The 13,470-nt window shown below is 62.7% G+C and carries 12 protein-coding genes and 1 riboswitch; of the genes, 10 read left to right on the forward strand and 2 right to left on the reverse strand.

The features are described 5' to 3' along the window. The first annotated feature begins 418 nt into the window (after positions 1 to 418). The 6 genes from J3D46_RS19525 to J3D46_RS25175 all read left to right on the forward strand — a co-directional run bounded on the left by J3D46_RS19525 (position 419) and on the right by J3D46_RS25175 (position 7,967). On the forward strand, positions 419 to 4,222 hold the full coding sequence (locus J3D46_RS19525) for a multifunctional oxoglutarate decarboxylase/oxoglutarate dehydrogenase thiamine pyrophosphate-binding subunit/dihydrolipoyllysine-residue succinyltransferase subunit (RefSeq protein ID WP_231338296.1): 3,804 nt from the start codon (positions 419 to 421) through the stop codon (positions 4,220 to 4,222). Positions 4,223 to 4,360: 138 nt separating this feature from the next. After that, complete coding sequence (locus J3D46_RS19530) at positions 4,361 to 4,960, forward strand: GDSL-type esterase/lipase family protein (RefSeq protein ID WP_014922202.1); 600 nt, start codon at positions 4,361 to 4,363, stop codon at positions 4,958 to 4,960. A 2-nt stretch (positions 4,961 to 4,962) separates the two neighbouring features. Then, positions 4,963 to 6,234 carry a serine hydrolase gene (locus tag J3D46_RS19535; RefSeq protein ID WP_231338295.1) on the forward strand — a complete coding sequence of 424 codons (1,272 nt, stop codon included), beginning with the start codon at positions 4,963 to 4,965 and terminating at the stop codon, positions 6,232 to 6,234. A gap of 82 nt (positions 6,235 to 6,316) precedes the next feature. Continuing rightward, the gene (locus J3D46_RS19540) at positions 6,317 to 7,165 is read left to right on the forward strand and encodes a DUF4097 family beta strand repeat-containing protein (RefSeq protein WP_231338294.1); all 849 of its coding nucleotides are present in this window, start codon (positions 6,317 to 6,319) and stop codon (positions 7,163 to 7,165) included. Continuing rightward, positions 7,165 to 7,779 (forward strand): PadR family transcriptional regulator, encoded by a 615-nt coding sequence (locus J3D46_RS19545; RefSeq protein ID WP_231338293.1) that lies wholly within the window; start codon positions 7,165 to 7,167, stop codon positions 7,777 to 7,779. The genes J3D46_RS19540 and J3D46_RS19545 overlap by 1 nt, the downstream gene beginning before the upstream one ends. Before the next feature lie 113 nt (positions 7,780 to 7,892). Continuing rightward, positions 7,893 to 7,967 carry a 50S ribosomal protein bL37 gene (locus J3D46_RS25175; RefSeq protein ID WP_369299106.1) on the forward strand — a complete coding sequence of 25 codons (75 nt, stop codon included), beginning with the start codon at positions 7,893 to 7,895 and terminating at the stop codon, positions 7,965 to 7,967. An 87-nt stretch (positions 7,968 to 8,054) separates the two neighbouring features. On the opposite strand, the gene rsrA is transcribed toward J3D46_RS25175, so the two are convergent. Further along, positions 8,055 to 8,315, reverse strand: a complete 261-nt coding sequence (gene rsrA, locus J3D46_RS19550; protein WP_159707456.1) for a mycothiol system anti-sigma-R factor — start codon at positions 8,313 to 8,315, stop codon at positions 8,055 to 8,057. Next, a complete protein-coding gene (locus J3D46_RS19555) occupies positions 8,312 to 9,109 on the reverse strand; it encodes a sigma-70 family RNA polymerase sigma factor (protein WP_231338292.1) in 798 nt (265 codons plus the stop codon). Before J3D46_RS19555 ends, rsrA begins: the two co-directional genes overlap by 4 nt. 180 nt (positions 9,110 to 9,289) lie before the next feature. Between J3D46_RS19555 and J3D46_RS19560 the strand changes: the two genes are divergently transcribed. From J3D46_RS19560 to hisN, 4 genes are read left to right on the forward strand one after another with little or no spacing between them, the layout of a single operon-like run. Next, positions 9,290 to 9,805: a DoxX family membrane protein gene (locus J3D46_RS19560; RefSeq protein WP_231338291.1), complete on the forward strand. Its 516-nt coding sequence runs from the start codon at positions 9,290 to 9,292 to the stop codon at positions 9,803 to 9,805. Between the two features lie 6 nt (positions 9,806 to 9,811). After that, a complete protein-coding gene (gene aroA / locus J3D46_RS19565; RefSeq protein ID WP_231338290.1) occupies positions 9,812 to 11,179 on the forward strand; it encodes a 3-phosphoshikimate 1-carboxyvinyltransferase in 1,368 nt (455 codons plus the stop codon). A 2-nt stretch (positions 11,180 to 11,181) separates the two neighbouring features. Then, positions 11,182 to 12,297, forward strand: a complete 1,116-nt coding sequence (locus J3D46_RS19570; RefSeq protein WP_231338289.1) for a ribosome small subunit-dependent GTPase A — start codon at positions 11,182 to 11,184, stop codon at positions 12,295 to 12,297. 54 nt (positions 12,298 to 12,351) lie between these two features. Then, positions 12,352 to 13,164, forward strand: coding sequence for a histidinol-phosphatase (hisN, locus tag J3D46_RS19575; RefSeq protein ID WP_231338288.1), 813 nt, complete (start codon positions 12,352 to 12,354; stop codon positions 13,162 to 13,164). Between the two features lie 185 nt (positions 13,165 to 13,349). Then, a riboswitch (SAM riboswitch) is annotated at positions 13,350 to 13,463 on the forward strand. Positions 13,464 to 13,470 lie beyond the last annotated feature (7 nt).

Raw genomic sequence — 13,470 nt, forward strand, 5'->3', positions numbered from 1 at the left:
GAGGCTGGTCGGGTCCCGCGGACGCGTGGTCCGCGGAACCACCGGCTGTGAGCGCCGGCGCGTGATGGGCATGTGAACGGGTATTGCCGGCTCGACGGGCACGCTGTGCGGAGTTGCCAGATTGGCTCCCCCGACAGTTCCCAGGCCGGCACCTAGATTTACTGTCCATAAGGGTTTCAGTCTACAGTCCAGCGGCCGGGCGCCTCCAACGGCGGGCTTAACTCCGCGACAAAAAAGAAGAGCTTCTCCACTAAGTCAGCCGCAACATGATTTAGGTCACCACTATTGGCAGTTAACCAACGATCCTAACTAGACTGTCAGGGGTCTGAGTTCGCGGGACCCGGACCCTGTCCCATCGTTGCGGAAAAGCAACTTTGGCCAGCGGGAAAACAACACTCATGGAAGAGGCGTATTTCAAGTGCCAGAGCAGCCCAGCCACCGTCTACCAGAGGAATTTGGCGGAAACGAGTGGCTCGTTGACGAACTGTACGAGCGGTACCAACAGGACAAGAATTCGGTCGACACCAAGTGGTGGCCACTCTTTGAATCCTTTGCTTCTGCTGACGGCACTTCTTCCAACGGAACCTCCGCAGCTACAACAGCTGCCAATCCCCCTACCCAAGTACTTCCCGTGGTAGCTCCGGCTGCAGCGGCTCCGGCACCGGCGCCGGCCGCTCCTGCAGCGGCGCCCGCCGCGGAACCTGCCGCACCGGCGGCTCCCGCCCCGGCAAAAAAGGCACCGGCCACGGTTGCCCGGGACGGAGCAAAGAAGCCCGCTGCCGGCACCACTGCCCAGCCCATTCCTGCCCAACTGCCCAAGAGCACCAAGGCGCCTACCGCACCCGAGGAAGACGTCGTTTCCGTTCTCCGGGGTCCGGCCAAGGCCATCGCCACCAACATGGTGACCAGCTTGGAAGTACCTACCGCCACAAGCGTCCGGGCAGTTCCCGCCAAGCTGCTCATCGACAACCGGGTGGTCATCAACTCCAACCTTGCCCGGGCCCGCGGCGGCAAGGTCTCCTTTACGCACCTCATCGGATACGCCGTTGTTCGCGCACTTTCCCAGTTCCCGTCGATGAACGTCTACTACGACGAAATCGATGGCAAGCCCAGCGCCGTGCAGCCGGCACACGTCAACTTTGGCATCGCCATTGACATGCCCAAGCCCGACGGCACCCGCCTCCTGATGGTTCCCAACATCAAGAAGGCCGAGACCATGGACTTCGCAGAGTTCTGGCACACCTACGAGGACCTCATCAAGCGTGCCCGCAACGGCAAGCTGACGGCTGATGACCACGCAGGCACCACGGTTTCGCTGACCAACCCCGGCGGCATCGGCACCGTTCACTCGGTGCCGCGCCTCTCCAAGGGGCAGGCTGCCATCATCGGCGTCGGCGCCCTTGACTACCCGGCAGAGTTCCAGGGTGCCAGCGAGAAGATCATCGCGCAGAACGCCATCAGCAAGATCCTCACCTTGACCTCCACCTACGATCACCGCGTGATCCAGGGTGCCGGCAGTGGAGAGTTCCTCAAGCTTGTCCACCAGCTCCTGCTCGGTGCGCAGAACTTCTACGATGAGATCTTCGAAGCCCTGCGTATCCCGTACGAGCCCGTCCGCTGGAGCCCGGACCTCCAAGTGGATCCCGCCGACGAGATCAACAAGGTTGCCCGCATCCAGCAGCTGATCCACTCCTACCGCGTGCGCGGCCACCTGATGGCCGACACCGATCCCCTGGAGTACGTGCAGCGCAAGCACCCCGACCTGGACGTGCTGACCTACGGCCTGACCTTGTGGGACCTGGACCGTGAGTGGCCCACCGGCGGATTCGGCGGCAAGCCGCAGCTCAAGTTCCGCGACATCCTCGGTGTTCTCCGTGACGCTTACTGCCGCACCACGGGCATCGAGTACATGCACATCCAGGAGCCGGCGGAACGCAAATGGTTCCAGGACCAGCTGGAGCACCCTTACTCCAAGCCAAGCCGTGAAGAACAGCTGCGCATCGTCTCCAAGCTCAACGCCGCTGAGGCATTCGAGACGTTCCTGCAGACCAAGTTCGTCGGCCAGAAGCGGTTCTCCCTCGAGGGTGGCGAGTCACTGATTCCGCTGCTCGATGCCGTGATCTCGGACGCAGCAGACGACGGACTGGACGAGGTTGCCATTGGCATGGCACACCGCGGCCGCCTCAACGTGCTCACCAACATCGCCGGCAAGACCTATGCACAGGTCTTCCGCGAGTTCGAGGGCACCCAGGACCCACGCTCCGTCCAGGGCTCGGGCGACGTCAAGTACCACCTCGGTACCGAAGGCACCTTCACCTCGGACAACGGCAAGCAGACCAAGGTCTACCTCGCCGCCAACCCGTCGCACCTGGAAGCCGTGGACTCCGTCCTTGAGGGCATCGTCCGCGCCAAGCAGGACCGGTTGGACCAAGGCGAGTCGTTCCCCGTGCTGCCCATCATGGTCCACGGTGACGCCGCGTTTGCCGGCCAGGGTGTTGTGGCTGAAACCCTCAACCTCTCCCAGCTGCGTGGCTACCGCACCGGCGGTACCATCCACGTGATCGTCAACAACCAGGTTGGCTTCACCACAGCGCCGTCGTCATCGCGTTCGTCCACGTACTCCACGGACGTTGCCAAGATGATCCAGGCTCCGGTGTTCCACGTGAACGGCGACGATCCCGAAGCAGTGGTGCGTGTTGCGCAGCTCGCCTACGAGTTCCGTCAGCGTTTCCACAAGGATGTCGTCATCGACATGGTCTGCTACCGCCGTCGCGGCCACAACGAAGGCGACGACCCCTCGATGACCCAGCCGCTCATGTACAACCTGATCGAAGCCAAGCGCTCCGTCCGGAAGTTGTACACCGAGTCGCTCATCGGCCGTGGCGACATCACCGAGGAAGAAGCAGAGCAGTTGCTCCGCGACTACCAGGAGCGCCTCGAGCGTGTCTTCGCTGAGACGCACGCAGCGCAGACCTCGCCGATCCCGATCATCACTGCGGATTCCGCTGCGGTCTCGGACATCGAGCGTCCCATCGCCCAGCAGGCCGACTTCGGTACCAACTCCCCTGCGTCCACCGCCATTTCCGCTGACACCCTTGCCCGGATCGGCAAGGCGCATCTGGAAATTCCCGATGGCTTCACGGTCCACTCCAAGCTCAAGCAGCTCCTGGAAAAGCGTGAACAGATGTCCCGCGAAGGCGGCATCGACTGGGGCTTCGGCGAAATCGCAGCGTTCGGCTCGCTGATCATGGAGGGCGTGCCTGTTCGTTTGGCCGGCCAGGACTCCCGCCGTGGCACGTTCGTGCAGCGTCACGCAGTCTTCCACGACCGCGCCAACGGCAACGAGTGGCTGCCCCTGGGCAACCTTTCCGATGACCAGGCCAAGCTGTGGATCTACGACTCCTTGCTGTCCGAATACGCAGCCATGGGCTTCGAATACGGCTACTCAGTGGAGCGTCCGGATGCCCTGGTCCTGTGGGAAGCCCAGTTTGGTGACTTCGTCAATGGCGCCCAGACCATCATTGATGAGTTCATTTCCTCGGCAGAACAGAAATGGGGCCAGCGCTCCTCGCTGGTGCTCATGCTCCCGCACGGCTACGAAGGCCAAGGTCCGGACCACTCGTCGGCACGTATCGAGCGCTTCCTGCAGATGTGCGCCGAGGACAACATGATCGTGGCCAACCCCACCACCGCGGCATCGCATTTCCACCTGTTGCGCCGCCAGGCCTACAGCCGTCCGCGCAAGCCGCTGATCATCTTCACGCCGAAGCAGCTGCTCCGGCTCAAGGGCGCCGCGTCCGCCGTCGAAGACTTCACCACGGGCGGCTTCCGGCCGGTCATTGCCGATCCGGAAGTACAGCCGGCTAACGTGGACCGGGTCATCCTGGTCTCGGGTCGCTTGTACTACGACCTTCTGTCCAACCGACAGAAGTCCGGCGACACCTCCACCGCGATTATCCGCGTCGAGCAGCTGTACCCGCTGCCCAAGGCTGAGATTGACGCCGAGCTGGCCAAGTACCCGAACGCTGACATCGTTTGGGCACAGGATGAGCCTGCCAACCAGGGTCCGTGGCCGTTCATGGGCTTGAACCTGGCACCGGAGCTTGACCGCAAGCTGCGCTTGGTCTCGCGCCCGGCTTCAGCCTCCACGGCTGCCGGTTCCATGAAGCGCCACGCCGCTGAGCAGGATGCCCTGATCAAGCAGGCGTTCGAACGCAAGTAAGCGAAACTGCCCGGCCTGAGGAGCGAATGCGCGCCTCAGGCCGGGCAGTTCTGTTTAATGGGACAGGTACCCGGTTCCAGAACCGGCCGATGATCCGGCAAACTGTGCAAGGACCGTAACGAGTGTGAAGAGGTAACCGTGGAAGACAGGAAGCTGCGCATCGCGGCTGTAGGAGATGAACTGCTGGCGGGCCTGGGGGATCCCCGCGCATTGGGTTGGCTCGGACGAGTGCTGGCCCGCACGCCCCAGGACTCCGTCGTGGTGGAAAGTTTCCCGCTCCCCTGCCCCATGGAAGGCACAGAGGGCTTGGCCGCCCGCTGGCAGGATGAAGCCGGTCGACGTTTCAGTGATACCCACGAGAACCGCCTGGTCATCGGGCTCTCCGGGCGGGACCTGGAGTTTGGCCTGTCCACGGCACGAAGCCGCCTGAACCTGGCCAACATCCTCGACGGCGCCTCCCACAGCAGCGTGGAGGTCTTTGTGGTGGGCCCGCCTCCCACACTGGACCCGGCACGGAACAAGCGCCTCGCTGAACTCAACACGGCCTTTGCCGATGTCACTACCAGGCGGAACCACCATTACGTTGACACGTTCTCCCCCTTGCTCAATCATGAGCAGTGGAGGACGGACCTCGCAGCCAATGGGGGAACACCGGGCCAGGCCGGCTACGGATTGATTGCGTGGCTGGTCCTGCACCGCGGCTGGTTCCAATGGCTTAATATCGCCCAACCGGAGTAGCCATGACGCGGAACATGCAGGTTTCTGTCAGAGCAACAGTCGCAGCGGCCGTCGTCGCCGCCGTAGCAGCCACAGTTTCCTGCAGTTCCGGTCCTCCCGCTCCCGCAACGTCCTCCACGGCGCCCGCATCGTCCACACCGCCGTCCGCCGCCACATCTGCCGCAGCATTACTGCCCTTCGACGCGGGAACGTTGCGTGCCGAATTCGAACGCACGGCCAAAGAACTCCTGGTCCCCGGTGCAGTGGTGCTGCTGCAGACTCCCGAGGGATCGCTGACGGCGTCCTACGGCACGGGGACCCGCGGCGCTGACCGTCCAGTTTCTGCCCAGGACCACATCCGGGTAGGTTCCGTCACCAAGACCTGGACCACCACAGTCATTCTGCAACTCGTACAGGACGGCAAGCTTTCTCTGGGCGACCCTGTGTCGAAGTACCGCCCCGACGTCCCCAACGGCGAGTCGATCACCCTCGAACAGATGCTGACCATGCGCAGCGGCCTGTTCAACTACACAGAGACCCTTGAACTCAACACGGCGATGGACCAGGATCCACAAAGAGTCTGGCAGCCGGAAGAGCTCCTTGCCCTGGCATTCGCCCATCCGCCGTATTTCGGGCCGGGCCAAGGCTTTCATTACTCCAACACGAACACGGTTCTTCTGGGCCTGATCGCCGAGAAATTGGAAGGAAAGCCGCTCGGAACCCTGTTCAAGGAGCGGATTTTCGAACCGCTCGGGCTAAAGGGTACGGTCTTTCCCGAGATTTCTTCCAATGCGATTCCGGAGCCCCATTCCCAAGGCTATTTCTACGGCGACAACGTCCTGACCATGACCAATCCGGCCCTTCCCGAGGACATGCAGAAGGAGGCCACGGCCGGCGCTCTGGCGCCGAACGATGTCACCGACGTCAATCCGTCGTGGGCTTGGGCCGCGGGGTCGGGCATATCCACGGCTGAGGACCTCAAGATTTTGGGCGAAGCCCTGGTCAACGGCAAGCTCCTCAAACCGGAACTCCAGCAAAAACGGCTTGAGAGCGTCACCCCCACCAATCCCGACAATACCGGTGGCGCATCCTATGGTTTGGGAATCGCAAAGTTCGGTAACTTGTATGGGCACACCGGCGAGTTGCCGGGCTTCAACACCTTTATGGGTCATGACCCCGCCAATTCAGTCTCGTTGGTGGTGTGGACCAACCTGGCGCCCGCTGCCGACGGGCGGGACCCCGCGACCACCATTGCCCGCACGCTGATTGGCAAGTTGTACCGCCCGGCTGCTTGATTGTCCCCAGGCCCTTGCCCCCCAAGGGACTCGCGATATATCGTGAATTGAACAACGCGATATATCGCAACCTGGAGGAATCATGTCTGAGGAACTATGGACCGTGACGGGTCCGCAAACCATCGATGTGGACGACGTCCGCTCCCTCAAGCTGGGAATCGTGAAGGGCCGCTTTGACGTCATGACCCATGACGAACCATACGTCCGCATCGAAATCAGCGAGATCACGGGCGACCCCCTGACGGTGACACTGGTGGACGGACGCTTGGAGGTCCGTCATCAGCTGCAAGGGCCGCAGGGTTGGTTCCGGAACCTGATGGGGACCGTCAATAACACCAGCACCAACTCGGTGGTAGTGGGGATCGCCCTTCCGCCCGGCGTCGACGTCGAAGCTGGAACGGTGAGCGGCGACGGCATGGTCTCCGGGATCAGTGGACGGACGCGCCTGAACACCGTCTCCGGTTCCGTCATGGCCGACGGCACCAGCGGCGAACTGCACGTGAACACCGTCAGCGGGGAGGTCATCGCCAGGAACCACGACGGCGTCCTGACCGCCAAGAGCGTGTCAGGCGAAGTTACCGCTTCGGGAAAGTTCAAGAACGTCCGGGCCAGCACCATTAGTGGCGACCTCAGTTTCGATCTTCAGGACTATACCAACGACTTCGGCGCCAATTCCGTTTCCGGTGACCTGACCATCCGGCTGCCCCATGATGTCGGTCTGGACATCGTGGCAAAATCCGCCAGCGGGACCGTGGTCATCGACGATCAGTTGTACGCCCAGCCCGGCAGCAACGTGCACACGATCGTCGGCCCGGACGAACGGCTCATGCTGGTGCGCACCAATACAGTCTCCGGCAAGACGTACATCATGCACGGGTCGGCGCCGGCCACGGATAATAACCACCACTTCCCCGGCGAAGCGGGCCTCTGATGCCGCCGGTCTTCGCCCACGGAGCGTTGCGCCTCTATCTTCTGGCGTTGCTCGAAACGGGTCCTAAACACGGATATGAACTGATCAAGGCACTGGGTGACCGCTTCGGCGGCACATATTCCCCCAGCGCGGGAACCATCTATCCACGGCTGGGGAAGCTGGAAGAAGAGGGCCTCGTCGCAACTGAGACTGAGGGTCGCCGTACCAAATACTTCATCACTGATGCGGGCCGCGCCGAGCTTGATGGGCGGCGCGAGGAATTGGCGGACGTGGAAGACACCATCTCGGCCTCGGTCAGGAGGCTCGCGGACAACCTGCGGGACGACATCCGGACCAACATGCGTGGACTGCGGGCGGACCTGGCGGCTACCGCGGAAGCGGCGCGCACCAGCGCGACCTCTGCGACTTTCCGAAGCCGTACCGCGGGCTATACACCCGATGGCCAGCGCATGCTGAAGGAGGCCGAGTTGATGGTCCAGGCATTCAGGGACGATATCCGCATCGAGTTGCGCCAACACGGCGCCTCGCACCCGTTGACGCCAGTGGCACTTGAAACCGTGCGCACAGTGTTGGACCAAGCCCGTATTTCGATCCGGAATTCGTTGGGGAAATGACCTCCTTCCGAACCGGGCCACTGCAACACCAGGCCCGGTTCGCGACGCGGCACCCGGATGTGCGAAACTGGAGGGCAGCTCTATTGAGTATCAATCATTGAAGGAGGCCAGCTATGAGCAAGCGTGCACGTAAGCGTCGTGACCGTAAGCGCGGCGGCGCGAACCACGGCAAGCGTCCCAACACCTAAGCCAGCGGCTTAGTGTCACAGGCTTAAGAGCGAGGGCCCCGGAAACCATGCGGTTTCCGGGGCCCTTGGCGTTGTGGCCGGCTCTGATCAGGCCTCTACCGGCTTGATGGAGTGGATCCTGTCAAGAATCGAGTTCTTCAGGTTTTCCGGTGCCGATTCCGTACACGAGCGCTTGACCATGGTGCGGATAAGGCACTCAAGGTCATACTGCTCAGAGCATTCCTCACAGGTGTCCAAATGCTGCTTGATCTCAGTGAGGTCCTCGCGGGTCAAAGCGCCGTCGAGGTACTCGTAGATCCGCTGCATTCGCGTATCGTCGCAATCGCCCAATCCCTGGCAGTCGCTCATTTCTCTTTCTCCTGATTGTTGCTTCCGGCCGCGGCCTGATCTTCGGTATGGGCCCTGAAGCCCCGTTCGGTGGCGTAGTCCGCCAGCATGTCCCTCAGCATCTTCCTGCCTCGGTGCAACCGTGACATGACCGTGCCGATCGGGGTGTTCATGATTTCTGAGATTTGCTTGTAGGCATAGCCTTCGACGTCTGCAAAGTAGACGGCCAGACGGAATTCTTCCGGGATCGACTGCAGCGCGTTCTTGACATCGGAGTCCGGCAAGTGATCCAGTGCCTCAGTTTCGGCGGACCTCAGGCCTGCCGACGTGTGCGATTCTGCCTTGGCCAACTGCCAATCCTCGATCGTGTCCGAGTTGGACTGCAAAGGCTCCCGCTGACGCTTACGGTAAAGGTTGATATAGGTGTTGGTCAGGATGCGGTAAAGCCACGCCTTAAGGTTTGTTCCCGGCTTGTACTGGTGGAAAGCCGAGAATGCCTTGGTGTAGGCCTCCTGAACCAGGTCCTCGGCATCCGAGGGGTTGCGGGCCATCCTCATGGCCGCCGAATACAACTGGTCCACGTACTGCATGGCGTCGCGTTCGAAGCGCTCCCGCCGCTGTTCGGTAGTCTCCGTGGCAAGGTCGACGTCGGTCGCGGCCACTGCGTCGTCATTCGCGCCGGCTGCCTGGTCCGTGGCCGCTGCGGCCGGTTCCGTGGTGCTCATCGTTGCCAAGTCTACTGTCAGCTGCCGGGATTCCGGCTGCATGCCGTACCCGGGCTCCGGTAGAACCACCCGGTCCTTAACCAAAGTCAAAAAACCAACTCCGTTCACCAAGGCGGCAACACCTGCCGCAGTCCGGTCTCCACCGCACCACTAGTTCACAACGGCCGCCGCTGGGTAAATATTCCGCAAAGGTGCAAGACTAGAGCAGACTGCACCCCTTGAACACAACACTCATTGACATCGTGTGGCAAGCCACCCAGGAGGCAAGACATGTCTGTTATCCGTTTTCTCGCCCGTCCCATGCTCGCGTCCAGCTTCGTCGTCGCAGGTCTGGACAAGCTCAGGAACGCGGACGACACCGCCAAGCAGCTCTCCCCCGTCCTACGACGCGCCTCCGAATCCCTCCCTTTCAAGGCCGATGAGAAGACCCTCGCGCGCCTCATCGGTGGAGCACAGCTGGGCGCCGGAGCATTGCTTGGACTGGGAAAGCTTTCCCGTTTCGCCGCCACTGTGCTGGCTGTGACGTCGGCTTTGAACTCCTACGTCGAATGGCGTTCGGCCGATATCAGCACCAAGGAGGGCCGGAGCGCCCGTAAGGCACAGCTGTTGAAGAACATTTCCCTGACGGGCGGAGTCCTTCTTGCCTCTGTTGATACCGACGGACGTCCGAGCATCGCCTGGCGCGCAGAGCACTTGGCTGCCGATGCCAAAAAGGTGACGGGCAAGCAGATCAAGCGGGCAGACAAAGCAGTACGCAAGGCCGTAGACAACGCAGTTGGAGCATAAGGAAGCATGACAGGTACCACCGCCGCAAACACAGGATCGACCGAAGCCGCCGCGCTGCCACTCTGGCCGGCCCCGTACGCCAAGGGGCCAGTGGACGCCACGGTGACGGTGCCTGGTTCAAAGTCGCTGACCAACCGGTTCCTGGTGTTGGCGGCTTTGGCGGATGGCCCCTCGAGGTTACGCGCTCCCCTGCATTCCCGTGACTCCGCACTCATGATCCAGGCCCTGCGGCACTTGGGCGCCACCGTCACGGAGGTCCCCGGTGACGGCGACTACGGTCCGGACCTTGAGATAACGCCCATGGATCCTGCAGCCTCGGGCTCGGAAACTGCCATCGACTGCGGCCTGGCTGGAACCGTCATGCGTTTCGTGCCTCCCCTCGCGGCATTGCGCAACGGGCCCACCGTCTTCGATGGAGATCCACATGCCCGCAACCGGCCCATGGGAACCATCATCGAGGCGTTGATCGCCCTCGGCGTTCCCGTGGCAGCGGAAGGCGGCAGGACGCCGTCGGCCCTTCCGTTCACAGTGGAAGGCACCGGCGAGGTCCGCGGCGGCCACTTGGTGATCGACGCCAGCGCCTCGTCCCAGTTCGTCTCCGCCTTGCTGCTGGTGGGCGCACGGTTTACCGAGGGGCTTCACTTGGAGCACGTCGGAAAGCCGGTACCCAGCCTCGACCACATCACCATGACCGTGGAGGTCCTGCGAAGTGTCGGAGTCTCCGTGGACGACTCCGTGCCCAACCATTGGCGGGTCTCCCCCGGCTCCATCAAGGCCTTTGACCAACGGATCGAACAGGATCTTTCAAATGCGGGGCCGTTCCTGGCCGCAGCGTTGGCCACGCAGGGAACCGTCCGCATCCCCAACTGGCCGGCCAGCACCACCCAGGTCGGCGATATGTGGAGGACGATCCTCGCCACTATGGGGGCCGAGGTCACCTTGGCGGACGGGACCCTTAGCGTGACCGGCGGGCCGGCGATCCTCGGAGCCGACTTCGACGAAACCAGCGAACTCGCTCCCACTGTTGCGGCCTTGTGCGCTCTTGCCGCAAGCCCCTCGCGGCTGACGGGCATTGCCCATCTCCGTGGTCACGAAACGGACCGGCTTGCTGCGCTTGTCGCTGAGATCAACGCCCTGGGTGGAGACTCCGAAGAAACCGCCGATGGCTTGATTATCCGCCCCGCGGCCTTGCACGGCGGTGTGGTGCACAGCTACGCCGACCACCGCATGGCCACTGCGGGTGCCATCCTCGGACTCGCGATCGAAGGCGTCCACGTGGAAGATATCGCCACGACGTCAAAGACCATGCCGGAGTTCCCTGAAATCTGGGCAAGTATGCTCGAATCCGCCGGCACGGACGAGGCCAGCAACTGACCATGGGCCGCGATGCACGCTCCTGGGACGAATCCGACGTCCGGATCCGCCCCAACAAAAAAGGATCAAGGCCCCGGACCAAGGACCGGCCAAGCCATGATGACGCCGTTATTGGCCGGATCATCACCGTGGACCGCGGGCGCTACAGGGCCATTGTGGACGAAGATTCCGCGGATGAACGCGTCATTATCGCCGCCCGCGCCCGTGAACTGCGGCGGAACCCCGTGGTCCCCGGCGATTTCGTCGCCTTGGTAGGTGATGTCTCCGGCGCCCCGGACACGCTTGCAAGGCTGGTCCGTGTTGAAGAACGCCGCACCCTGCTGCGTCGCAGCGCCGACGACACTGACCCCATCGAACGGGTGGTTGTGGCCAACGCCGATCAGCTGGTGGTGGTTGTTGCTGCCGCCAACCCCGAACCGCGCACCGGGTTCATCGACCGCGCCTTGGTGGCAGCGTACGACGCCGGCATAGAGCCGCTGCTGCTCATCACCAAAGCGGACGTCAAGGATCCGGCGGAATTGCTCGCCAACTACCTCAGCCTGGACTTCCCCGTGATCATCAGCCGCACAGCGGACACTGAAGCCAGCGGTATTGACGCGCGTTCGGATGACGGATTATCAGCACGTTTGGACAGGGACGCCGTGGCCCAGCTGCGCTCCCACCTCGGCGGCAAGGTGACCGTCATGCTCGGCCACTCAGGCGTCGGCAAATCCACCATGGTCAATGCTTTGACGGGGGCGGAACGAGCCACGGGCGGCGTCAATGCCGTGACGGGCCGTGGACGGCATACCTCGTCGTCTGCCTTGGCCCTGAAACTTGCCGATGCCCCGTCCGGCAGCTGGATCATCGACACCCCCGGCATCCGCTCCTTTGGTCTTGCGCACGTGGATCCGGACCGGATCCTGCATTCGTTCCCTGACCTTGAGCCCGGCACGGAAGCCTGCGAGCGTGGCTGCAAGCATGACGCCACAGCCATCAATTGCGGCCTGGATCCCTGGGTGAACGAAGGCCATGCAGGGCCCTCCGGTGTGGCCCGGCTGGCTTCCTTGCGCCGCCTGCTGGGTGCGGACCCCCGGCTTGAAGCCAAAGAGGCCAAGGAACTGGGCACCGTCAACTGATCCTTACGGCGCCACGTCCCCACCGCAGCTGATGATTCAGGATAGTTTGGTGGCATGACCCATCCCGTTTCCACCTACAACGATGACCTGCGCCTTGCCCACGTCCTCGCTGATTCAGTCGACGCCCAGACCATGGACCGCTTCAAGGCACTGGACCTGCAGATCGAAACCAAGCCAGACCTCACACCAGTCACCGATGCCGACAAGGCCGCTGAGGAAGCAATCAGGGGTCAGCTGTCCCGCTCCCGGCCGAGGGACGCCGTCCTGGGCGAGGAGTTTGGCAGCAGCGGCCATGGCTCACGGCGTTGGATCATAGATCCCATTGACGGGACCAAGAACTTCGTCCGCGGCGTGCCGGTCTGGGCAACGTTGATCGCCCTCGTTGACGAGGGAGAACCTGTTGTCGGCGTCGTCAGCGCACCGGCATTGGGCAAGCGCTGGTGGGCGGCCAAGGACATGGGCGCCTACATGGGCCGCTCCCTCGCGTCCGCTACGCGCCTGAAGGTCTCGAACGTTTCCCGGTTGGCCGACGCTTCGATGTCGTATTCAAGCCTGTCCGGGTGGAAGCAGCGAGGAAACCTCGACGAGTTCATGGGGCTCACCGAAGACATCTGGCGAACCCGAGCCTACGGTGACTTCTGGTCCTACTGTCTGGTGGCCGAAGGCGCCGTGGACATCGCCTGCGAGCCGGAGTTGAACCTCTACGACATGGCAGCACTCGTCCCGATCGTTACCGAGGCCGGTGGCCGTTTTACTTCCTTGGAAGGCGAAGACGGCCCCTTCGGCGGCAACGCCCTGGCCACCAACTCGATCCTGCACTCCGAGGTCCTCAAACGGCTCAACCCGGGGCTGGACGACCTCCTCTAAGGCACAGTTGCGGACGGTCGCGGCCGCGCGCGTTTTCCGAATTTTCGACGGCGGATTCCCCCCTTTGGGGGTGTCCGCCGTTTTTTCTTCGCCGGATCACCTCATTCGGCCACCGACGTAACAAAGCGCTTAACAATGCGAATCAGCTTTGGAGCGGTCCCGGGCAGTGCCCTAACCTTGTTACAGGTCACGAGTGCCAGCGCTAAACCCCGGTTTGCTGGCCGGCAACCCTCCATTCGCGGTGGGGTGCCCCGGGTGACGACCCGGCCGGTCCGGAACGGATGCGGCAAGCGCGGATCCCCCTAT

This window comes from Paenarthrobacter sp. A20 (genome assembly GCF_024168825.1).
GTDB lineage: Bacteria > Actinomycetota > Actinomycetes > Actinomycetales > Micrococcaceae > Arthrobacter.

What these genes read in the sequence shown, in the direction of transcription:
- J3D46_RS19535 (WP_231338295.1), top strand. Translation starts at nt 4,963, where the DNA reads ATGACGCGGAACATGCAGGTTTCTGTCAGAGCAACAGTCGCAGCGGCC.
- J3D46_RS19540 (WP_231338294.1), top strand. Translation starts at nt 6,317, where the DNA reads ATGTCTGAGGAACTATGGACCGTGACGGGTCCGCAAACCATCGATGTG.
- J3D46_RS19545 (WP_231338293.1), top strand. Translation starts at nt 7,165, where the DNA reads ATGCCGCCGGTCTTCGCCCACGGAGCGTTGCGCCTCTATCTTCTGGCG.
- rsrA (WP_159707456.1), bottom strand. Translation starts at nt 8,315, where the DNA reads ATGAGCGACTGCCAGGGATTGGGCGATTGCGACGATACGCGAATGCAG.
- J3D46_RS19560 (WP_231338291.1), top strand. Translation starts at nt 9,290, where the DNA reads ATGTCTGTTATCCGTTTTCTCGCCCGTCCCATGCTCGCGTCCAGCTTC.
- aroA (WP_231338290.1), top strand. Translation starts at nt 9,812, where the DNA reads ATGACAGGTACCACCGCCGCAAACACAGGATCGACCGAAGCCGCCGCG.
- J3D46_RS19570 (WP_231338289.1), top strand. Translation starts at nt 11,182, where the DNA reads ATGGGCCGCGATGCACGCTCCTGGGACGAATCCGACGTCCGGATCCGC.
- hisN (WP_231338288.1), top strand. Translation starts at nt 12,352, where the DNA reads ATGACCCATCCCGTTTCCACCTACAACGATGACCTGCGCCTTGCCCAC.